Source organism: Herbidospora sp. RD11066 (assembly GCF_054661255.1).
This window is the reverse complement of record NZ_BAAGDO010000006.1, coordinates 330,253-349,697: the sequence shown is the minus strand read 5'-3', so window position 1 is coordinate 349,697 and position 19,445 is coordinate 330,253. Positions and strand designations below refer to the sequence as shown.

Sequence of the window (19,445 nt, the reverse complement as noted above, 5' to 3'; positions counted from 1 at the left end):
GACCGTCCACGCAAAACGGGTGTAATCACAGATAAAACAACAAACACCCAAGGACGAAACCAACATCATGTACGCCGAGGAGCGACAGCAGGAGATCCTGCGCCGGGCCCGCGCCGCCGGGCGGGTCGACGTGGTGACCCTCGCCGAGGAGTTCGCCGTCACCACCGAGACCGTGCGCCGTGACCTGACCGTCCTCGAGAAGGCGGGGGTGCTCCGGCGGGTGCACGGCGGGGCCATCCCCGTCGAGCGGCTGGGGTTCGAGCCCGCGCTGGCGGCGCGCGACGAGGTCATGACGTCCGAGAAGGAACGCATCGCCAAAGCGGCCATCGCCGAGCTGCCCCAGGACGGCGCGATCATCATCGACGCCGGGTCGACGACGCGGCGGCTGGCCCAGGAGCTCCCCGTCGACCGGGAGCTGACGGTGATCGTCAACTCCCCGCCGCTGGCCACGATCCTGGCCGCGCGGGCCAACCTGAACGTGATCATGATCGGTGGCCGGGTGCGCGGCCGGACCCTCGCGACGGTCGACGACTGGGCGCTGCGGCCGCTGGCCGACATCCACGTCGACGTGGCGTTCATGGGGACCAACGGCATCTCGGTGGCCAAGGGGCTGACCACGCCCGACCCGGCCGAGGCCGCGATCAAGCGGGCGATGATCGCCTCCGCCCAGCGCAGCGTGCTGCTGGCCGACCACACCAAGTTCGCCGACACCTACCTGGCCCGGTTCGCGACGCTGGCGGAGATCGACGTCGTGATCACCGATACCGTGCTCGACCCCCAGGTGGCCGCCGACCTGGCTCTCCACGGCCCCGAGGTGGTGCGCGCGTGATCCTCACCCTGACCCTCAACCCCAGCCTCGACCGCACCGTCGACATCCCCTCGCTGGCGCGGGGCGAGGTCATCCGGGCCGCCGCCGCCCATCTCGATCCCGGCGGCAAGGGCGTCAACGTCTCGCGGGCGCTGCTGGCCAACAACGTGCGCTCCTGCGCCGTCGTCCCCTACGGCGGGGAGGAGGGGCGCCGGCTGATCGAGCTGCTCGACATCGAGGGCATCGACATGGTCATGGTCCCGGTCGCCGGGACCACCCGTTCCAACATCACGCTCGCCGAGCCCGACGGCACGGTCACCAAGGTCAACGAGCCCGGCGCCACGCTCAGCGCGGCCGAGCTCGACGAGATCGCCGACGCCGTGCTCAGCGCCGCGCACAGCGCCGACTGGGTGGTCGCGTCCGGCAGCCTGCCGCCGCAGGTCCCCTCCGACGTGTACGCCACCCTCTGCCGCCGCTTCAGGAAGGCCGGCATCAACGTGGCCATCGACACGAGCGGGCCCGCCCTGGTCGCGGCCGTCGCGGCCGGGCCCCGGCTGGTCAAGCCCAACCGCGAGGAGCTGGCCGAGGCGACCGGGGCACCGATCGACACGGTCGGCGACGCCATGGAGGCCGCCGCGAAGCTGCGCGCGATGGGCGCGGAGACCGTCCTGGCCAGCCTCGGGCGTGACGGCGCGCTGCTGGTCGAAGACGGGGTCGTCTGGCACGGCGAGTGCGCGGCGGAGGAGCCGCGCAGTTCCGTCGGGGCGGGCGACGCGTTACTGGCCGGGTTCCTCGCGGCGGGGGCGCGCGGGAGGGCGGCCCTCGTCGAGGGGCTGGCCTGGGCGGGCGCGGCGGTGCAGCTGCCGGGCAGCCGCATGCCGGGGCCCGGCGACATCAGACGTGATCGGGTGACCGTGGGCGAACCCGATCCCACGCGGCCGCTGTCGGGGGGCTGATCGCGGCCGAGCTTCGTTCTCTCCCGGAAGAACCCTTTCCATACCCCCCGAGCTCCCCGGAAAGGAGCACACATGACCACCGACTACACCCCACCAGTCGAGGGCACCGGTATAAAGGCCACGATCCAGAGGTTCGGCGGCTATCTCGCCGGAATGATCATGCCGAACATCGGCGCGTTCATCGCCTGGGGTCTGATCACGGCCCTGTTCATCCCGACGGGCTGGATCCCGAACGAGATGTTCGCCGCCCTGGTCGGCCCGATGATCACCGTCCTGCTGCCGGTGCTGATCGGCTACACCGGCGGGCGCATGGTGCACGGCCAGCGCGGCGCGGTCGTGGGCGCGGTCGCCACGATGGGCGTCGTGGTCGGCGCCGAGGTACCGATGTTCCTCGGCGCGATGATCATCGGCCCGCTGGCCGCGTTCCTGCTCAAGCTGTTCGACGACGCGGTGAAAGATCGCATCAGGGCCGGCTTCGAGATGCTCGTCGACAACTTCTCGGCGGGCATCATCGGCGGCGCCGTGGCGCTGCTGGGCGTGTGGGGCATCGGGCCGATCATCGAGGGCGTCACCAAGGTCGCCGGAGACGCCGCCAACTGGCTGGTCAGCAACAACGTGCTGCCGCTGGCCTCGATCATCATCGAGCCGGCCAAGGTGCTGTTCCTGAACAACGCGATCAACCACGGCGTGCTCACGCCGCTGGGCGCGGCCGACGTCGCCGAGGCGGGCAAGTCGATCCTGTTCATGCTGGAGACCAACCCCGGCCCGGGTCTCGGCCTGCTGCTCGCGTACTTCTTCTTCGGCCCGCGGGCCCTGCGGCCCAGCGCCCCGGCCGCGATCATCATCCAGTTCTTCGGCGGCATCCACGAGATCTACTTCCCGTACGTGCTGATGAAGCCCCGCCTGATCCTCGCCATGATCGCCGGTGGTGCCTCCGGCATCCTCGTCTTCATCGCGACGGGTTCGGGTCTGGTGGCCTCCCCCGCACCGGGCAGCATCTTCGCCTACCTGGCCGTTACCCCGGCGGGCGGCTACTTCGGCGTACTCGCGGGCATCCTCGTCGCCACCGGCGTCACCTTCGTGGTCGCCTCGGCGCTCCTGGGCTTCGGCCGGGGCGAGAAGGAGGAGACCCCCGCAGAAGAAGAGACATCCACCACTCCGCAGGAGGCGTAACCCCAATGGCCGGCATCGACAGCGCCGCAGTCAAGAAGATCGTCATCGCCTGCGACGCGGGCATGGGCAGCAGCGTGATGCTGGCCTCCACGCTCCGCAAGCAGCTCAAGGGCAACGGGATCGAGGTCGTCCACTCACCGGTCGACCAGATCCCGGCCGACGCCGACGTGGTCGTCACCCACCAGGGCCTGGCCGCGCGGGCCCGCAAGACGACGCCCGAGGGAGCGGTCCTGATCCCGTTCCAGGTGTTCATCGGCGACCCGGCGGTGACGAAGCTGGTCAACGCGATCAAGAACGGTGGCGTGGTCGGTGGCTGACATCCCGCTCGACCCCCGCGCCGTGAAGCTCGACTGCGTGGCCAAGGACCGCGACGACGCGATCCGCCAGTGCGGCGAGATGCTCGTGGCGGTCGGGGCGGCGGCCGAACCGTACGTCGGGGCGATGCTGGAACGCGAGCGCACGCTCTCCACCTATGTGGGGGAGGGCGTCGCGATCCCGCACGGGACGGTCAAGGCCAAAGAGGTCGTCCACCACGACGCGGTGTGCGTGCTGCGCTTCCCCGACGGCGTCGACTGGGACGGCGACCAGGTGAAACTGTGCGTCGGCATCGCCGCCAAGGGCGACGGGCACGTCCGTCTGCTGGCCGAACTGGCCGAAATCCTCATGGACCCCGACGCGGCCGAGGCGCTGCGCGAGACGGCCGACGAGGCCGAGGTCCTCCGACTCCTGCTGGAAGGAACAGAATGAAGGTCGCGCGTTTCCACGCGCCCGGCGACATCCGGGTCGAAGACGCCCCGGAGCCGGTGGCGGGTCCGGGCGAACTCCTGATCCGGGTACGCAACTGCTCCACCTGCGGCACCGACGCCAAGATCCTGAAGTTCGGGCACCACCACATCAGGCCGCCGCGCGTGATGGGCCACGAGATCGCGGGCGAGGTCGTCACCGGCACCGGCCCGTTCGAACCCGGGGACCGGGTGCAGATCATCGCCGCCATCCCGTGTGGCGAGTGCGGCGAGTGCAGGCGGGGCCGGATGACGGTCTGCCCGAACCAGGAGTCGATGGGCTACCACTACGACGGCGGGTTCGCCGAGTACATGGTCGTCCCGGCGAAGGTGCTCAAGGTCGACGGCGTCAACCGGATCCCGGAGGGCGTGGGCTTCGCCGAGGCGTCGGTCGCCGAGCCGCTGGCCTGTGTGCTCAACGGGCAGGAGCTGGCCCGGGTGGGCCCCGGCGACGACGTCGTCGTGATCGGCTCGGGCCCGATCGGCTGCCTGCACGTGCGGCTGGCCCGCGCCCGGGGAGCGCGCCGGGTCATCCTGGCCGACCTCAACCCCGAGCGCCTGGAGATGGCGGCCGTCCTGGTCAACCCCGACGCCGCGCTGCACGGCGACGACGTGACCGAGGCGGTGCTGAAGCTGACCGAGGGCCGCGGCGCCGACGTGGTCATCACGGCCGCCGCCTCCGGGATCGCCCAGGAGCAGGCGCTCGGGATGGTCGCCCGGCAGGGCCGGATCAGCTTCTTCGGCGGCCTGCCGAAGGACAACCCGATCATCAGGCTCGACTCGAACCTCGTCCACTACCGCGAACTGACCATCGTCGGGGCGAACGGTTCGAGCCCCGCGCACAACAAGCAGGCCCTCGAACTGATCGCGTCGGGCGCGGTGCCGGTGGCCGACCTGATCACCCACCGGCTGCCGCTGACCGACGTCCTGGAGGGCATCGACATCGTGATGCGCGGCGAGGCCATCAAAGTCACCGTGGAGCCGTGATGCCAGAGAGAACAGTGACCGTGGCCGCCGCGACCGGCCTGCACGCCCGCCCGGCCAAGCTCTTCGTCCAGGCCGCGGCCGGAACCGGCGTCAAGGTGAAGATCCGGGTCGGCGAAGGGAAGGCGGTCAGGGCCGACAGCATGCTCGGGGTGCTGTCGCTCGGCGCCGTCCACGGGACCGAGGTGACCCTGTCGGCCGAGGGCGACGGCGCCGACGCCGCCCTCGCGACGCTGGTGGAACTGCTGGAGCGCGACCTCGACGCCGAGTGAATAATGAGGGGACGGCCGGGCGCCCATTCGGGGGGCGCCCGGCCGCTTGACGATCATCCTGTTAACGCTCACAGTGTGTCCGAGATCAAAATCCTCTGATCTGTGTACGAGCTGCTGATAGCGCTAACAGATGGAGTTCGACATGGAACTCGGCAGACGCTCCTTCCTGCGCGCAGCCGCCACCGCGCCCTTCCTCGCCGCGCTGCTCCCCGCCTCCGACGGCGCCGCCACCGTCCTGACCGCGCCCGGCACGCTCCCCATCCCGGCGAACTGGACCGCCCGCCCCTTCGCCCTTCGAGACGTGACCCTCGGCGACGGGATCTTCGCCGCCAAACGCGCGATGATGCTCGACTACGGACGCGGCTACGACGTCGACCGCCTCCTCCAGGTCTTCCGCGCCAACGCCGGCCTGCCCACCCTCGGCGCGGTCGCCCCCGGCGGCTGGGAGGGTCTCGACGGCGAGGCCAACGGCAACCTGCGCGGCCACTACACCGGCCACTTCCTCACGATGCTGTCCCAGGCCTACGGCGGCACCGGCGAGAAGGTCTACGCCGACAGGATCCGTTCCATGGTCGGCGCCCTCACCGAGGTCCGCGACGCCCTGCGCACCGACCCGGCCGTGAACGTGGTCCCAGGAAAGTTCGGCGGGGCCGTGGAGAACGCCCGCGGCTCCCACCAGTACGTCGACCTCCCCGCCGGGGTCCTCGGTGGCTCCCCCGCGATCACGATCTCGGCCTGGGTGAACCCGTCGCACGACGGCCCGTGGGCCCGGGTGTTCGACTTCGGCGACAACACGACCCGGTACATGTACCTGGCCACCGCCAACGCCTTCGGCGTCCCCCGCTTCGCCATCACCACCGGCGGCCCCGCCCAGGAACAGGGCATCGACGCCACCCTCGCACTCCCCCTGAACGAGTGGAGCCACCTGGCCGTCACCCTGGCCGGCTCGACCGCGACCCTGTATCTCAACGGCGCCGTCGCCGGAACCAACACCCGGATGACCCTGAGCCCCGCCTCGCTCGGCACCCCCGTGAACAACTGGCTCGGCCGCTCGAACTACCCGGGCGACCCGGTCTTCCCCGGCGCCCTCGACGACGTCAACCTCTGGTCACGCGCGCTGACCCAGGCCGAGATCCAGGCCCTCCAGACCGCACCGGGCCGGGGCGACCTGGCGTCGTACACCTTCGACGAAGACCTCACCGACGCCTCGGGCCGCGGCCGGCACGCCACCCTGCGCCGCACCTGGCGCCCGAGCCACCCCGGCTTCCTGGCCGCCTATCCGGAGACGCAGTTCATCACCCTGGAGTCGATGACCTCCACCGACTACACGGTGGTGTGGGCGCCCTACTACACCGCCCACAAGATCCTCCGTGGCCTGGTGGACGCCTATCTCAACACCGGCGACGCGAGAGCGCTCGACCTGGCGGCGGGCCTGTGCGACTGGATGCACTCGCGCCTGTCGAAGCTGCCCGCGAGCACCCTCCAGCGCATGTGGGGCATCTTCTCCAGCGGCGAGTTCGGCGGCATCGTCGAGGCGATCTGCGACGTCCACACGATCACCGGAAAGCCCGAGCACCTCGCCCTGGCCAGGCTGTTCGACCTCGACCGGCTCATCGACAACTGCGCAGCGGGCACCGACATCCTCGACGGCCTGCACGCCAACCAGCACATCCCGATCCTCACCGGCCTGGTCCGCCTCTACGACGAGACCGGCGACGAACGCTACTTCCGGGCGGCGCGCGGCTTCTGGAACATGGTCGTCCCGCCCCGCATGTACAGCATCGGCGGCACCAGCACCGGCGAGAACTTCCGCCGTCCCGGCGTCATCGCGGGCACCATCACCGACGTCAACGCCGAGACCTGCTGCGCCTACAACCTGCTCAAACTCAGCCGCACCCTGTTCTTCCACGAACAGCAGCCGAAGTACATGGACTACTACGAACGCGCGCTCTACAACCAGGTCCTCGGCTCCAAGCAGGACCGCCCCGACGCCGAGAAGCCGCTGGTCACCTACTTCATCGGCCTGGTCCCGGGTCATGTACGCGACTACACCCCCAAGCAGGGCACCACCTGCTGCGAGGGCACCGGCATGGAGAGCGCGACCAAATACCAGGACACGATCTACCTGGCGTCGCCCGGCGGCCTCTACGTGAACCTCTACAGCCCGTCCACCCTGACCTGGTCGGACAAGGGCGTCACGATCACCCAGACGACCGCCTACCCGGTCGAGCAGGGCACCACCCTGAAGATCACCGGCTCGGCCCGGTTCGACCTGCACCTGCGCGTCCCGTCGTGGTCACGCGACGGCTTCACCGTCCGGGTCAACGGGCGGCCGGTCCCCGGCACCCCCGAGCCCGGCACCTACTTCACCGTCACCCGCGACTGGCACGACGGCGACGAGGTGCGGATCTCGATCCCGTTCCGCCTGTGGACCGAACCGGCCCTAGACGACGCCCGCCTCCAGTCGCTCTTCTACGGCCCGGTCAACCTGGTCGTCCGCGACCCCCGCACGACCTTCCTGAACCACGGCCTGTACGGGGCCGCCTCCCTCACGGGCGACCTGCTGGGCGCCCTGACCCCCGTACCGAGCAAGCCGTTGCACTTCACCCTCAACCGAAGATCCCACCCACGTCTACTTCCGGCGAACCGAACCGAAGATCGTCTTCGCCGGCCTGGACTCCGGCGTCCCCAACCCGTCGCGAACCGCGATAGGCGACACCTTCCTGGACGAGATCTGGTCCGCCGCCCCCTTCCCTGACCAGGTCGCCTTCGCCACCCACGTGGAGTCGACCGTCGGGACCTGGGTGAACGCGGGCCTCCTCAGCGCGGCCGACGGCACCAAGGTGGTGGACACGGCCCGCACGGCCCCCTTCCCACCGGAGATCGCCCTGACGATCACGGCGACGACCCGGTGCATCGGAACGACGGCTTACGTGGCCGTGAGCGTGACCAACGATTCGGCCGTACCGGTCACGATGACCCTGACGACGCCGTACGGCTCGAAGACCGTGAACGGAGTGGCGCCAGGCAAACAGGCCTACCAGTCGTTCAACTCCCGGCTCCGCCAACTCCCGGCAGGCGAGGTGACCATCACCGCGACCGCCGACGGCCGAACCTCCACCCACCACACCACCTACGCCGCGACGGAGTGCTAAGTCGGCGTTCCAGGCTTGACTTACCCGGACAGATTCATAAGGTTTTCTTATATTCGCTGAATGATGCGATCAGGCGGTGCCTGGGACACCGCGAGAACGACCCGAGACGGCGGACAAGACCGAAGAGGCGCTCGACGAACTTGCGCTCAGAAGGCCCGGCCTGGGCAGGCCATTGGTCGATCGCATCTACCACTCACGGACATTGCACAACCTCAAAGAGTATCCGGATGCTCTTCGTCTTCGATCCCCGCCGGGAGGCCATAGTGCTGGTTGCAGGCGACAAATCGGGAGAATGGAACAGGTGGTACCGCACCGCGATCCCCCTCGCAGAGCAGCGCTACCTGCGGTACCAGGAAGCCCGGGCGTACGAGGAGGAGTCATGAGCGAGTTCGTGAAGTGGTCGGACACCAAGGCCCGGCGCCGCGAGATCGATCCGGAGTGCGACTCCCCCGAGCGGGCCGCCGACCGCGAAGCGAGCCGTGAGCAGATGCGGGCCGAGTTGCGCGGTGCGCAACTCGCCGACATACGCAAACGTCTCGGTGTATCCCAGCAGACGCTCGCCGGTCGCATGGGGATCTCGCAGGCCCGCGTCTCCCAGATCGAACACGGCCAGATCGGCGGCCTCGACGTCGTCCGAAGCTACGTCACCGCCCTCGGAGGCACCCTCGAGGTGGTCGCCGATTTCGGCGACCACACCGTCAAGGTCGCTTGAAGGTGAAGCGGTCGAGGTTCCAGATGGTGATCTCGTACTGATCGACCGCGCCCTCCCACATCGCCACCACCGCGTCGTTCAGGGCATAGGAGCACAGCGCGAGGTCGTGGGACTCGGGATCGGAGAAGGCCTCCAGATGGGCCAGCGCCGCCTTCTCCGTCGGCTCGTCCGACGGCGGGATCAGGCTCTCCGGCCCGTCGCCGATGGCGGTGGCGGCCTTGAGCGCTCCGAGGAGGGTGCCGTCGGAGGCGATGCACGCCTGCCAGACCGTCCACCCCGGCTCACCCGGATGGCCCGCCAGCAGCCCCGCCAGGTCGGCGCCCCGGACGATGCCGGGCTTGGCGAACACCGAGACCGCGGCGACGGCGCCCTCGTCGAAGTCGGCCGGGTCGACCTCGAAGAGGGAGCGGCTCGCGTCGAAGCGGAGCGGCGTGTAGCCGTCGAGCAGGATGAGGACCTCGGGGTGGGAGACCGTCTCACTCCCGGAGAGGGCCTCGGGGGTCACCCAGCCGGGGTCGCGGTCGAGCTCGGTCTCGTAGAGCCAGTTGCCGCCATAGAAGGCACCGTAGACCGAGGCCGGGTCGTGGTCGGCCAGCGGGCGGCCGAGCAGGGACCCGAAGGCCTGCGTCAGAGCGGTGTCCCAGGCGGTGGCCACGATGTGAGCTCCTAGATCTGATTCAGCAACGGCCAGGGGATGATCTCATGGGCGTCGACCAGGGACTTCGGGGCGGTCATGCACCACGCGTCGGTCACCAGCTCGAACAGTTCGTCTGACTCGATGCGGGCCAAATGGACGACCACCCAGCCGGTCGACTCGGTCGTGAACTGGACCTCGAACACGTCGGGCCGCTCGCCGACCAAGGCCGCCTGCTCTTCGAGGGTCGTCTTCAGGCCGACCGTCTCGGTGCGTTCCCACAGGTAGCCGAAGCCCTTGTTGCGCACCCTGAGCGACACCCAGTCACCGCCGAAGCCCTGTTCGGCCTCCGGCAGATGGTCGAGCATCGTCAGGAACTCCTCCACACTCACCGCCATGACCCCAAGGGCTACCAGACGCCACCGACATTTTCAGCCGTCGAGAAGGGACAGCAGGCCGGCCAACCGTTCGCGCTGTTCGTCCGAAAGAACCGAGAAGACCTCCGCCGCCGCCTCGCGCCGGGCGACCCGGGCCCTCTCGTGGACGGCCAGCCCCTCAGCGGTGACCGACACCAGTGTCGAGCGCCGGTTGGAGGGGTCGACCGAGCGGGCCACGAAGCCGGACGCCTCCAGGGCGTCGACGACCGAGGTCAGGGAACGGGGGACGATGCCGAGCAGCTCGGCCAGGCGGGTCATCCGCAGGGGCTCTCCGGCCGAGATGAGAGCGCGCAGCGCGCGTGACTGGCCCGGGTTGACGCCCAGGGGTTCGAGGCGTTCGCGGAAACCCCGCCGGATCCGGTGGTCGACGCGGTGGATCAACTCGAAGAGTTCTCCGTCGGACAAAGCACTCGCCTCATGGAATGAATGTGAGCTAACCTCCGTTTGAGTGTACATCATGGACAATGAACCCCGAGCGCCGCTCAGGCGCGTCATCCGCCTCTTCAGGCCCCACCGCCGCAAACTGGGCGCGGTCGGGGCCCTGATCGTGCTGTCGTCGGTGGTGTCGCTGGCCTCGCCGTTCCTGCTGCGGGAGATCCTCGACGTCGCCCTGCCCGAACGCGACGCGCGGCTGCTGTCGCTGCTGGCCCTGGGCATGATCGTGATCGCCGTGACCACCAGCGTGCTCGACGTGGTGCAGACGTTCATCTCGACCACGATCGGCCAGCGGGTCATGCACGACCTGCGCAAATCCGTCTACAACCATCTCCAGCGGATGTCGCTGGCGTTCTTCACCCGGACCAAGACCGGTGAAGTCCAGTCGCGCATCGCGAACGACATCGGCGCGATGCAGGCCGTGGTGACAACAACAGCTACGTCGTTCATCTCGTATCTGACCTCGGTGATCGCCACCATCGTGGCGATGGTCGCGCTCGACTGGCGGCTCACGCTGATCTCGCTCGGGCTGCTGCCGGTGTTCGTGGGGATCAGCCGGAAGGTCGGCAAGGAGCGCCGCAGGATCACCACGCAGCGCCAGATCCGGATGGCGTCGATGGCCTCGATGGTGCAGGAGTCGCTGTCGATCAGCGGGATCCTGCTGGGGCGCACGATGGGGCGTACCGAGACCCTCACCGACAGGTTCGCCGGGGCCAGCGACGACCTCGCCGACCTGGAGGTCCGGTCGTCGATGGCGGGGCGGTGGCGGCAGTCGTCGATCCAGATCGTGATGGCGGCCATGCCCGCCGTCATCTACTGGGCGGTCGGGTGGACGGGCGCCGTGTCGGTCGGCACGCTGGTCGCGTTCACCACCCTCCAGACCTCGATGTTCCGGCCGTCGGTGCAACTGCTGCAGCTCGGGGTCGAGGTGCAGAGCTCGATGTCGCTGTTCGGGCGGATCTTCGAATATCTCGACCTGAAGGTCGACATCCACCCCGGCGACCGCGAGCTCGACCGGGTCAGGGGCGAGGTGCGGTTCGAGCACGTCGACTTCTCCTACGACCCCGCCATCCCCACCCTCACCGGCATCGACATCGCCGTCCCACCCGGCAGCCGGCTGGCGATCGTCGGCGAGACCGGCTCGGGCAAGACCACCCTCAGCTACCTGCTCCCCCGCCTCTACGACGTCACCGGCGGCCGGATCACCATCGACGGCGTGGACGTCAGAGAGCTCACCTTCGCCTCCCTCGCCGAGACGGTCGGGGTGGTGTCGCAGGAGACCTACCTCTTCCACGCCTCGGTGGCCGACAACCTGCGCTTCGCCAAGCCCGACGCGACCGACGAGGAGCTCCACGCCGCCGCCGCGGCGGCCCGCATCCACGACCACCTCATGTCACTCCCCGAGGGTTACGACACCCTCGTCGGCGAGCGCGGCTACCGTTTCTCCGGTGGCGAGAAGCAGCGCCTGGCCATCGCCAGGACTCTGCTGCGCAACCCACCGGTCCTGATCCTCGACGAGGCCACCAGCGCCCTCGACACCCAGACCGAGCACGCCGTCCAGGAGGCGCTCGACGACCTGGCCGAAGGCCGCACCACCCTGACGATCGCCCACCGGCTGTCGACCGTCCGCGACGCCGACCAGATCATCGTCCTGGACAGGGGCCGGATCGTGGAGCGCGGCACCCACGACGAACTCCTCGCTCTCGGCGGCCACTACGCCACCCTGGTCAACCGCGACGAACTCACCCTGACAGCAGTCGAAGCGGCAGGATGATCACCGCGTAGGCGACGGCGGCGCACGGCACCGCCGTCAGCAGCGTCAGGAAGGCCCCCCGGACGGTTCCCGCCAGCAGCGGCACCAGCAGGAACACCGCCAGGCACACCCACGCCTGCGGCGCGTACCCCAGGCCGAACGCGTAGTGCGCGGCCTCCATCCCGAACACCCCCGACAGCGCGGCCGGCCCGAGCACCCGCCGCCACCCGGCCCCGTCGCGCCACCAGAACCCGGCGACCCCGAACACCGGTCCGGCGACACACGCGATGACCACCCACACGAGCGGCCAGAACGGGCTCCCCATGCCGTCACGGCCGAACTCGGCGTAGCCGTAGTAGCCGACGACGAGCCCGAGCTCGGCGGCGAGCCCGGCGAACAGCCCCCGCAGCAGGCCTCCCGCCACCAGGGCCCCGGCCACGAACGCCGCCACCGACCACACGGCCCCCGAGTTGGCGATCTGGTTCCACGCCCCGGGCAGCCACCCCTGGGCCAGGTTGGTCAGCACCCCCGCCGCCAGCCCCGCCACCAGGGCGATCGCGACCCGAATCATGAGGCGCGACTCTACGCCCCGGCTAGGACGACGATGAGCCGCAGGGTCCGGTAGGCGTCGGCCATGCTCTCGGCGTCGAAGGTGACGGTGCGCCCGGTCCTGGTGACGCCGGGGATGAGGGCGGCCAGGTCGGCGGCGCGGGGCGGGTGCAGGTCGACGTCGACCCGGAGCGGCCGGGGAACCGAAATCGACCTGGCGTCGGCGTGGAGCCTGACAGCCCGCCCCGCGGCGTCCCGCAGCCGGTCGCACGCCTCCTGCGGGTGCAGGCTGTCGGCGGCGTTCTGGCCGAGACCCCGCTTGACCGGCACGGTGACGGCCCGGGACACCAGCGCGCCGAACTCCGCGCAGGCCACGTCGTCTCCGGCGGCCAGGACGACGGGCACACCGTAGGAGGCCGCCAGCAGGACGTTGATCCCGATCTCCCCGTGTGAGGCGCCGTTGAGGCGGACGTCGAGGACGGCGTCGGACATGGTGTGGGCGAGGACCGCGCCGCCCGCGCCGGCGCGGGCGTGGTAGCCCACGAACATCGCCGCCTGGACGCCGTCGAGCAGGCCCGCCATCATGCCCAGTTCCCGGGGCTTGCCACGGATCAGCCGGGCCCGCCGGTCGAGGCTCTCGGGCAGGATGTTGCGGTAGGGGCCGTGGGCGTCGGCCACCACCACCTCGGCTTCCGGTTCGGCGTCGAGCACCCCCTTCACCACGGCGTCGGCCTCGGCCGTCATGAGCCTGCGGCCGCGTTCGTAGTCGTGGCGCTCCGGCCCGGTCTCCGACGAGTGCACGATGCCGGCGACGCCCTCCATGTCCACGGAGATCAGAATCTTCATGACCGTTGGACGCCGGTCGGTCAGATCTGGTTGAGGCCGCCGTCCACGTAGAGCTCCGAGCCGGTGACGAAGCTGCTCTGGTCGGAGGCCAGGAAGGCGACCGCCGCCGCGATCTCCTCCGGGCGGCCCATCCGCCCGAGCGGGACCTGCCCGGCCAGATATCCCTTCAGTTCCTCCGCGCCCGCCTCGTCGGCGGCGAGGCCGGAGATGCCCGGGGTCTCGACCGGGCCGGGGATCAGGGCGTTGACCCGGACGCCACGGCCCTTGAGCTCGTTGGCCCAGGTGCGGGCGAAGGAGCGGATCGCCGCCTTGGACGCGGCGTACACGCCGAAGGCCTCGGCGCCCGAACCGGCGGCCGTGGAGCCGGTGAGGATCACCGACGCGCCCTCGCGCAGGTGCGGCAGCGCCTTCTGGACGGTGAACAGGGTGCCCTTCACGTTGGTGTCGAAGGTCTGGTCGAAGTGCTTCTCCGTCACGTCTTCGAGGCGGGTGAACTCGCCGCCCCCGGCGTTGACGAACAGCACGTCGATGCCCTCGGTGATCGTGGCGTAGAGCCGGTCGAGGTCGTCGAGGTCGCCCACGTCGCCGCGCACCCCGATCGCGTGGTCGCCGATCTCGTCCACCGCCTGCTTGAGCTCGGCCTCGCGGCGGCCCACGACGTAGACCCTCGCGCCGTCGTCGGCGAGCCGCCGGGCGGCGGCCAGGCCGATGCCGCTGGTGCCGCCGGTGACCACGGCCACCTTGCCGTCGAACGTCCCCATGATCTGCCTCCTCAGTTGTAACCAAAGTGGTTACGAATTACGATGTAACCAGACCGGTTACACTGGAGTCAAATGAGTGCGAACAGCAGGCTGACCATCGCCGCCCACGTCCTGACCTGGATGGCCATGGACCAGCAGAACGGTCAGGTCGCCACCTCCGACCGCATCGCCGGGAGCGTCCAGACGAACCCGGTGGTGATCCGGCGCTGCCTCGGCGAGCTGCGCGCCGCCGGGCTGGTCGAGTCGCGGCGCGGGGCGGGCGCGGGCTGGCGGCTGACCAGGGAGCCTCAGGACGTGACGCTGCTCGACGTCTACCGCGCGGTCGAAGACGGGCCGCTCTTCGCCATGCACGCCACCCCGCCGAACCAGGGGTGCCCGGTCGGGGCGGGCATCCGCCCGGCTCTCGACGGGGTGTACGCGGAAGTGGAGGATCGGCTCCAGAGGCAGCTGGCGGCCACGACGATCGCCGATCTGCTTAATGACATAAATGCCCGCAAAATGGGATAATTCACGCCGTGAAATCACGTCGCGCGCTTGTCGTCCGAGGCGGCTGGGAAGGTCACCAGCCCGAGGCCGCCACCGATCTCTTCCTCCCCTACCTGCGTGAGCAGGGGTTCACCGTCACGATCGCCGACTCCCCGGCCGCCTACGAAGACCCCGATCTGATGGCCACGACCGATCTCGTCCTCCAGTGTTTCACGATGGGCACGATCACCCGCGAGCAGACCGCCGGCCTGACCTCGGCGGTCGCGGCGGGCACCGGGTTCGCGGGCTGGCACGGCGGCATCGTCGACTCCTTCCGCAGCGACACCGACTACCTCCACCTGACCGGCGGGCAGTTCGCCTGCCATCCGGAACTCGGCGGAGAGACGTTCGTCCCCCACCGGATCGAGATCACCGGGGAAGACCACCCGATCACCGCGGGCGTCGCCGACTTCGACCTGCTCACCGAGCAATACTGGGTGCTGACCGACCCGTACAGCACCGTGCTCGCGACCACCACCCACGCCGCGCAGGGGCCCTGGAAGCGGCCGGTGACGGTTCCGGCGGTGTGGGTCCGCGAGTGGGGCGAGGGCCGGGTCTTCGTGGCCACGCCCGGCCACGACCTCGACACCCTCAAGAACGACGCCGTGCGCACGATCGTCGAGAGGGGACTCGCATGGGCGAGCCGGTGAAGATCGGGATCATCGGCTGCGGCAAGATCTCGGGTCAGTACACCGCGACCCTGAGGAACCTTCCGGGTCTGGTCGTGTACGCCGTCGCGGACCTCGACCCGAATCGGGCACAGGCCGTGGCCACCGAAACCGGCGCGCGGGCGATGGCCGTCGACGACCTCCTCGACGCCAGTGACCTGGTGCTCAACCTCACCATCCCGGCCGCCCACACCGAGGTCGCGCTGCGCGCCATCGCCGCCGGGAAGGACGTCTACGGCGAGAAGCCCCTGGCCGCGACGCTGGAGGAGGCTCAGCTGATCGTGCGGAGCCTCAACGGTTCGCGGTTAGGCTGCGCGCCCGACACCGTGCTCGGCACCGGCTTCCAGACCGCCCGCTACCACCTCGACGCCGGGCTGATCGGCCGCCCGGCCGCCGCGGTCGCGACCATGATCACGGGAGGTCCGGAGCCCTGGCATCCCGATCCCGACTTCTACTACCGGCCGGGCGGGGGCCCGCTGCTCGACATGGGTCCCTACTACGTGACGGCCCTGGTGACGCTGCTCGGGCCGGTCGTCTCGGCGATCGGGGCGTCTAGCCGTACACGAGAAGAGAGGGTGATCGGCAGTGGCCCCAGGCAGGGCGAACGGCTTCCGGTCACCACCGACACGCACGTCACCGGGGTGCTGACCCACGCCTCCGGCGCCCTGTCGACGCTGATCATGTCGTTCGACGGCCTCACCACGCGGGCGCCCAACATCGAGGTCCAGGGCGAACTCGGCACGCTGGTCGTGCCCGATCCGAACAGGTTCGAGGGCGATGTGTTCGTCCACCGGGTCGGGCAGGCGTGGGAGACCCTGCCGGTCACCGCCGGTTACCGCGACACCGACCGGGGCATCGGCGTGTACGACATGATCACCGCCCCTCGCCCGCGCGCCTCCGGGGAGCTCGCCCTGCACGTCCTCGACGTGATGGAGTCGCTCCTCCGGTCGGCCATCACCGGGCGGGCCGAGACGATCTCGAGCACGTGTGAGCGGCCCGACCCGGTGGAGCTTCAGTCCCTGGTGTGATGGTCGGCGGCCAGCGACTGGTATTCGATGATGTCGTCGGCCGTGATCAGGCCGTCTTGAATGGCTCTGGCCAGCAGGGTCGTCTTCGTCGGGGCGGCCCTGCCGGTGGAGGCGTACTTCACGCGGGCGCGTTCGATGTACTGCTTCACGGTCGCCTCCGAGATGCCCATGCGGAGCGCGACCGACTGCTTGTTCATGCCCTGGAACCACAGCAGCAGCGCCTCGCGCTCGCGGCCCGACAGCATCGGCCGGGACGTCTGCCCGTCGGCGGCGACCAGCGCCCCGGCCATCACCGGCGGCACGTAGGGACGGTCGCGGGCGACGGCGACGATCGTGTCGACGCAGTGTTCCCTGGTCTCGTTCTTGGCGATGAACGTCGCGGCGCCCGCCCGGAGCACGGCCATCACGGTCGCGTCGTCCTCGGACACCGAGTAGACGACCACCCGCCGCCCGGCCGCGACCAGTTCGGGGATGCGCGGGAGCGTGTTGACGCCGTTGTCGAGCTCCAGGTCGAGCAGCAGCACGTCGGCGTCGGCGCCGGCCCCTTCGAGGACCGAGTCGACGGTGTTCCCGCTGGCCACGATCTCGATCTGCTTCAGCGGGTCGGCGTCGACCCACGACCGGATGCCGTCGAGGACGACCGGCAGGTCCTCCACCACGGCGAGGGTCACCGGGCGGTCCAGCGGCTCTCGATCCACAGTTGCGTTCCTCCGTTCTCGGTTTCGACGCGGGTGGCGACGCCGTCGGCGCTGACGGCGCCCGGGGCGGGCAGCGACGGGGCGTCGGTGAGCACGCTGATGATGACCTCGCGCGGCGTGGCGACCAGGGTGACCCTGGCCTGCCGCCGGGCCCGCGCCATCCCTTCGATCGGCGCCTCGGTGAGCGCGCGCCGCACGTCGAGGGGCAGCGGGGGGACGGTGCCCGCCGTCAGGAACAGCACTACGACGCCCCGGCGCTCGACGTCGAACGCGCAGGCCCGCAGGGTGTGCAGGAGCGGGTCGGGGGCGTCGTCGGTCTCGGCGATCAGGCGGCGCAGCCGGGCCGCGCCGACCGCGCTCTCGTGGCGGACGTCGGGGTCGGCCGGGTCGGCGCCTCCCGCGAGCAGGTTGAGCACCGGCGCCACCGCCGAGCGGACCTCGGCGTAGCGGGCCAGGCGGTCGGCGTGCACCTGGTCGGCGGCCTTGCGGTCGGCCTCGGCGCGGGCGGTGCGGTTGGAGTTCTCCACCGCCCACCGGGCGGCCAGGTCGAGGGCGTGCCCACCGGCGCTGGCACCCGCCTGGAGGGTGATCGCGCCGACGCTGACGACGAGGAACTTGCTCAGCGACTGCGGATCGAGCGCCCCGGCCAGGGCCAGCCCGGCGAGGGTGACGACCACGTTGGCCAGCAGGAACACGCTCAGGTCGCGCAGCCAGGTCGATCGGGGCCAGAAAAGGATCATGGCCAGCCAGCCGACCGACCCCCAGGCCCAGTCGGCGGCGTTGACGACGTCACCGGGCTCACAGGCCGCCATCACGATCGCCGACACCGCCAGGGCACCGGCCGCGTAGGGCCAAACGCCGAAGCGCAGGGGCAGTTCCTTCAGCAGGGCCACCGCCGTGACCACGCCGATCGCGGTGTAGAGGAGCCAGGCCGACCCGGCCAGCCAGGGGTAACGGTAGGAGTCCCAGAAGCCGATGGTCCCGACCAGGTCGAAGCCGAGATGCCAGAGGGCGACGATCGACACGGCGGCCCGGCGGGCCCCGAGGCTGTAATTACGGCGGACGCTCGTCTCGGACGCGGTCATCGGGTCCACCTCAACGTGACGCGGGTTCCCTCCGGGCCCGACTCGACCACGCCCCGGCCGCCCACCATCTCCATGCGCGCGAGGATCGACACCCGCAGTCCGTAGCGGTGGTCGGGAACCCGGGCCACGTCGAAGCCCATCCCCCGGTCGCGGACCACGACGACGACCTCGCCGTCGTCCTCGGTCAGCGTGACGGCGGCGGTGGTGACGTTGGCGTGCCGCAGCACGTTGGCGAGCGCCTCGGCGACCGCTTCGAGGAACGCCTCCCCGACCTCCCACGGCACCGACACCGGCATGAGCCGGGTGTGGATGGCCAGGCCCGACCGGGTCGCCCCGGCGGCCAGCCGGTCGTGCAGCGGCACGTGGTCAGGCCCGGTGCCGCCGCCCTCCGACATGCGGTCGAGGTCGGCCAGGTGGCGGGCGGCGGTCTCGCGCAGCATGGGCGAGGTCGCGCCGATGCCCCCGGCGCCGATCATCATCAGGGTGGCGAGCACGCTGCCGTGCATGCGGCTGTTCTGGGCGCGTTCGTCGCGGCGGCGCTCGCGTTCGACGGTGGCCTTCTCCTCGGCGTCGCGGGCCGCCGCGAGCTCGCGGTCGGCGTTGGCGGCGCCCTTCCTGAGCAGGCTCATGAGCAGGGCCGTCGCGCCCACCTGGAGCACGTGGATCCCGGCCACCGCGAAGGCGCCCGAGCCGTAGAGGTGCGCCACGACCACCACGAGCCCGGCCGGGACGGCCGCCTCGGCCCGCCAGGCCAGGTTGATCGCCACGATCGTCATGGTGACCAGCCCGCCGACCCAGCTCGCGCTGTCGCCGATGAGCGTGCCCGCGACGAGTTCCTTCTGGAAGACGCACAGCGCGCAGGTGATGAGCACCTCGGAGACGACGACCTGCGGCAGCAGCCCGTAGGTCCAGCCGGCCCAGAGGAAGAAGACGCTCCAGCACAGCAGCCCGGACACGACGGGGAAGAGCACCGAGGAGTCGACGGGCGGGGCCAGGCCCAGCAGCGCCGCGGTGGCCGCGACGACCCCCGCGACCCCCCGCATGACGGCCGCGCAGCGGGCGGTGACCCGGTCGAGCGCGGCGGTCGCGGGCATGCGTCCACCCGCGTCGAGCCGAACACCCAATGTCATCAGACGCCCCACTCGGCAAGGCTGGATCATGACCGCGCCCTGCGAGTGTAGAGC

24 protein-coding genes are annotated in these 19,445 nt (G+C 70.4%); 15 read left to right on the top strand and 9 right to left on the bottom strand.

Going from position 1 to position 19,445, the window contains the following annotated elements; translation table 11 throughout:
- The first annotated feature begins 67 nt into the window (after positions 1-67).
- The 11 genes from ACYQ78_RS24550 (at position 68) to ACYQ78_RS24500 (ending at position 8,842) form a co-directional block, all read left to right on the top strand.
- On the top strand, positions 68-829 hold the full coding sequence (locus tag ACYQ78_RS24550) for a DeoR/GlpR family DNA-binding transcription regulator (RefSeq protein ID WP_459803244.1): 762 nt from the start codon (positions 68-70) through the stop codon (positions 827-829).
- Positions 826-1,764 carry a 1-phosphofructokinase gene (gene pfkB / locus ACYQ78_RS24545; protein WP_459803243.1) on the top strand — a complete coding sequence of 313 codons (939 nt, stop codon included), beginning with the start codon at positions 826-828 and terminating at the stop codon, positions 1,762-1,764. Before ACYQ78_RS24550 ends, pfkB begins: the two co-directional genes overlap by 4 nt.
- A 72-nt stretch (positions 1,765-1,836) precedes the next feature.
- On the top strand, positions 1,837-2,937 hold the full coding sequence (mtlA, locus tag ACYQ78_RS24540; protein ID WP_459803242.1) for a mannitol-specific PTS transporter subunit IIC: 1,101 nt from the start codon (positions 1,837-1,839) through the stop codon (positions 2,935-2,937).
- A gap of 5 nt (positions 2,938-2,942) precedes the next feature.
- Positions 2,943-3,254, top strand: a complete 312-nt coding sequence (locus ACYQ78_RS24535; protein WP_459803241.1) for a PTS lactose transporter subunit IIB — start codon at positions 2,943-2,945, stop codon at positions 3,252-3,254.
- Entirely contained in the window at positions 3,247-3,684 is a 438-nt protein-coding gene (locus ACYQ78_RS24530) for a PTS sugar transporter subunit IIA (protein ID WP_459803240.1), read from the top strand. The genes ACYQ78_RS24535 and ACYQ78_RS24530 overlap by 8 nt, the downstream gene beginning before the upstream one ends.
- Positions 3,681-4,706: a zinc-dependent dehydrogenase gene (locus ACYQ78_RS24525; RefSeq protein ID WP_459803239.1), complete on the top strand. Its 1,026-nt coding sequence runs from the start codon at positions 3,681-3,683 to the stop codon at positions 4,704-4,706. The genes ACYQ78_RS24530 and ACYQ78_RS24525 overlap by 4 nt, the downstream gene beginning before the upstream one ends.
- Positions 4,706-4,975, top strand: a complete 270-nt coding sequence (locus ACYQ78_RS24520; protein ID WP_459803238.1) for an HPr family phosphocarrier protein — start codon at positions 4,706-4,708, stop codon at positions 4,973-4,975. Before ACYQ78_RS24525 ends, ACYQ78_RS24520 begins: the two co-directional genes overlap by 1 nt.
- 142 nt (positions 4,976-5,117) lie before the next feature.
- Positions 5,118-7,733 (top strand): beta-L-arabinofuranosidase domain-containing protein, encoded by a 2,616-nt coding sequence (locus ACYQ78_RS24515; RefSeq protein WP_459803237.1) that lies wholly within the window; start codon positions 5,118-5,120, stop codon positions 7,731-7,733.
- Between the two features lie 22 nt (positions 7,734-7,755).
- Entirely contained in the window at positions 7,756-8,130 is a 375-nt protein-coding gene (locus tag ACYQ78_RS24510; RefSeq protein WP_459803236.1) for a hypothetical protein, read from the top strand.
- Positions 8,131-8,357: 227 nt separating this feature from the next.
- On the top strand, positions 8,358-8,513 hold the full coding sequence (locus ACYQ78_RS24505) for a type II toxin-antitoxin system RelE/ParE family toxin (protein WP_459803235.1): 156 nt from the start codon (positions 8,358-8,360) through the stop codon (positions 8,511-8,513).
- Positions 8,510-8,842 (top strand): helix-turn-helix domain-containing protein, encoded by a 333-nt coding sequence (locus ACYQ78_RS24500; protein WP_459803234.1) that lies wholly within the window; start codon positions 8,510-8,512, stop codon positions 8,840-8,842. The genes ACYQ78_RS24505 and ACYQ78_RS24500 overlap by 4 nt, the downstream gene beginning before the upstream one ends.
- Here the strand turns inward: ACYQ78_RS24500 and ACYQ78_RS24495 are convergent.
- From ACYQ78_RS24495 to ACYQ78_RS24485, 3 genes are read right to left on the bottom strand one after another with little or no spacing between them, the layout of a single operon-like run.
- Entirely contained in the window at positions 8,829-9,497 is a 669-nt protein-coding gene (locus ACYQ78_RS24495) for a hypothetical protein (RefSeq protein WP_459803233.1), read from the bottom strand. The genes ACYQ78_RS24500 and ACYQ78_RS24495 overlap by 14 nt on opposite strands.
- Before the next feature lie 11 nt (positions 9,498-9,508).
- Complete coding sequence (locus ACYQ78_RS24490; RefSeq protein WP_459803232.1) at positions 9,509-9,874, bottom strand: MmcQ/YjbR family DNA-binding protein; 366 nt, start codon at positions 9,872-9,874, stop codon at positions 9,509-9,511.
- Positions 9,875-9,907: 33 nt separating this feature from the next.
- Positions 9,908-10,318 (bottom strand): MarR family winged helix-turn-helix transcriptional regulator, encoded by a 411-nt coding sequence (locus tag ACYQ78_RS24485; RefSeq protein WP_459803231.1) that lies wholly within the window; start codon positions 10,316-10,318, stop codon positions 9,908-9,910.
- A gap of 52 nt (positions 10,319-10,370) precedes the next feature.
- On the opposite strand from ACYQ78_RS24485, the gene ACYQ78_RS24480 reads away from it, so the two are divergent.
- Positions 10,371-12,122, top strand: coding sequence for an ABC transporter ATP-binding protein (locus ACYQ78_RS24480; protein WP_459803230.1), 1,752 nt, complete (start codon positions 10,371-10,373; stop codon positions 12,120-12,122).
- Here the strand turns inward: ACYQ78_RS24480 and ACYQ78_RS24475 are convergent.
- Genes ACYQ78_RS24475 through ACYQ78_RS24465 form a run of 3 tightly spaced genes read right to left on the bottom strand, consistent with a single transcriptional unit; the run spans position 12,091 to position 14,257 of the window.
- Positions 12,091-12,672, bottom strand: coding sequence for a DUF6518 family protein (locus ACYQ78_RS24475; protein ID WP_459803229.1), 582 nt, complete (start codon positions 12,670-12,672; stop codon positions 12,091-12,093). The genes ACYQ78_RS24480 and ACYQ78_RS24475 overlap by 32 nt on opposite strands.
- Positions 12,673-12,683: 11 nt before the next feature.
- Positions 12,684-13,496 carry a M55 family metallopeptidase gene (locus ACYQ78_RS24470; RefSeq protein WP_459803228.1) on the bottom strand — a complete coding sequence of 271 codons (813 nt, stop codon included), beginning with the start codon at positions 13,494-13,496 and terminating at the stop codon, positions 12,684-12,686.
- A 20-nt stretch (positions 13,497-13,516) separates the two neighbouring features.
- Positions 13,517-14,257, bottom strand: coding sequence for an SDR family oxidoreductase (locus ACYQ78_RS24465; protein WP_459803227.1), 741 nt, complete (start codon positions 14,255-14,257; stop codon positions 13,517-13,519).
- Between the two features lie 72 nt (positions 14,258-14,329).
- Here ACYQ78_RS24465 and ACYQ78_RS24460 point away from each other — a divergent pair, with 72 nt between their 5' ends.
- Genes ACYQ78_RS24460 through ACYQ78_RS24450 form a run of 3 tightly spaced genes read left to right on the top strand, consistent with a single transcriptional unit; the run spans position 14,330 to position 16,478 of the window.
- A complete protein-coding gene (locus ACYQ78_RS24460; protein WP_459803226.1) occupies positions 14,330-14,764 on the top strand; it encodes an Rrf2 family transcriptional regulator in 435 nt (144 codons plus the stop codon).
- 8 nt (positions 14,765-14,772) lie between these two features.
- A complete protein-coding gene (locus ACYQ78_RS24455; protein WP_459803225.1) occupies positions 14,773-15,432 on the top strand; it encodes a ThuA domain-containing protein in 660 nt (219 codons plus the stop codon).
- On the top strand, positions 15,417-16,478 hold the full coding sequence (locus ACYQ78_RS24450; RefSeq protein ID WP_459803224.1) for a Gfo/Idh/MocA family protein: 1,062 nt from the start codon (positions 15,417-15,419) through the stop codon (positions 16,476-16,478). Before ACYQ78_RS24455 ends, ACYQ78_RS24450 begins: the two co-directional genes overlap by 16 nt.
- On the opposite strand, the gene ACYQ78_RS24445 is transcribed toward ACYQ78_RS24450, so the two are convergent.
- The 3 genes from ACYQ78_RS24445 to ACYQ78_RS24435 are packed head-to-tail and all read right to left on the bottom strand — an operon-like array spanning position 16,463 to position 19,391.
- Positions 16,463-17,176 carry a response regulator gene (locus ACYQ78_RS24445; protein ID WP_459803223.1) on the bottom strand — a complete coding sequence of 238 codons (714 nt, stop codon included), beginning with the start codon at positions 17,174-17,176 and terminating at the stop codon, positions 16,463-16,465. The genes ACYQ78_RS24450 and ACYQ78_RS24445 overlap by 16 nt on opposite strands.
- A complete protein-coding gene (locus ACYQ78_RS24440) occupies positions 17,146-18,261 on the bottom strand; it encodes a hypothetical protein (RefSeq protein ID WP_459803222.1) in 1,116 nt (371 codons plus the stop codon). The genes ACYQ78_RS24445 and ACYQ78_RS24440 overlap by 31 nt, the downstream gene beginning before the upstream one ends.
- On the bottom strand, positions 18,258-19,391 hold the full coding sequence (locus tag ACYQ78_RS24435; RefSeq protein ID WP_459803221.1) for an ATP-binding protein: 1,134 nt from the start codon (positions 19,389-19,391) through the stop codon (positions 18,258-18,260). The genes ACYQ78_RS24440 and ACYQ78_RS24435 overlap by 4 nt, the downstream gene beginning before the upstream one ends.
- Between the last annotated feature and the right edge of the window lie 54 nt (positions 19,392-19,445).

Excerpts from the sequence above, each read along its gene's own strand:
- ACYQ78_RS24550 (WP_459803244.1), top strand. The coding sequence starts at position 68 with ATGTACGCCGAGGAGCGACAGCAGGAGATCCTGCGCCGGGCCCGCGCC.
- mtlA (WP_459803242.1), top strand. The coding sequence starts at position 1,837 with ATGACCACCGACTACACCCCACCAGTCGAGGGCACCGGTATAAAGGCC.
- ACYQ78_RS24535 (WP_459803241.1), top strand. The coding sequence starts at position 2,943 with ATGGCCGGCATCGACAGCGCCGCAGTCAAGAAGATCGTCATCGCCTGC.
- ACYQ78_RS24525 (WP_459803239.1), top strand. The coding sequence starts at position 3,681 with ATGAAGGTCGCGCGTTTCCACGCGCCCGGCGACATCCGGGTCGAAGAC.
- ACYQ78_RS24520 (WP_459803238.1), top strand. The coding sequence starts at position 4,706 with ATGCCAGAGAGAACAGTGACCGTGGCCGCCGCGACCGGCCTGCACGCC.
- ACYQ78_RS24515 (WP_459803237.1), top strand. The coding sequence starts at position 5,118 with ATGGAACTCGGCAGACGCTCCTTCCTGCGCGCAGCCGCCACCGCGCCC.
- ACYQ78_RS24505 (WP_459803235.1), top strand. The coding sequence starts at position 8,358 with ATGCTCTTCGTCTTCGATCCCCGCCGGGAGGCCATAGTGCTGGTTGCA.
- ACYQ78_RS24500 (WP_459803234.1), top strand. The coding sequence starts at position 8,510 with ATGAGCGAGTTCGTGAAGTGGTCGGACACCAAGGCCCGGCGCCGCGAG.
- ACYQ78_RS24490 (WP_459803232.1), bottom strand. The coding sequence starts at position 9,874 with ATGGCGGTGAGTGTGGAGGAGTTCCTGACGATGCTCGACCATCTGCCG.
- ACYQ78_RS24480 (WP_459803230.1), top strand. The coding sequence starts at position 10,371 with ATGGACAATGAACCCCGAGCGCCGCTCAGGCGCGTCATCCGCCTCTTC.
- ACYQ78_RS24475 (WP_459803229.1), bottom strand. The coding sequence starts at position 12,672 with ATGATTCGGGTCGCGATCGCCCTGGTGGCGGGGCTGGCGGCGGGGGTG.
- ACYQ78_RS24470 (WP_459803228.1), bottom strand. The coding sequence starts at position 13,496 with ATGAAGATTCTGATCTCCGTGGACATGGAGGGCGTCGCCGGCATCGTG.
- ACYQ78_RS24465 (WP_459803227.1), bottom strand. The coding sequence starts at position 14,257 with ATGGGGACGTTCGACGGCAAGGTGGCCGTGGTCACCGGCGGCACCAGC.
- ACYQ78_RS24460 (WP_459803226.1), top strand. The coding sequence starts at position 14,330 with ATGAGTGCGAACAGCAGGCTGACCATCGCCGCCCACGTCCTGACCTGG.
- ACYQ78_RS24450 (WP_459803224.1), top strand. The coding sequence starts at position 15,417 with ATGGGCGAGCCGGTGAAGATCGGGATCATCGGCTGCGGCAAGATCTCG.
- ACYQ78_RS24440 (WP_459803222.1), bottom strand. The coding sequence starts at position 18,261 with ATGACCGCGTCCGAGACGAGCGTCCGCCGTAATTACAGCCTCGGGGCC.
- ACYQ78_RS24435 (WP_459803221.1), bottom strand. The coding sequence starts at position 19,391 with ATGACATTGGGTGTTCGGCTCGACGCGGGTGGACGCATGCCCGCGACC.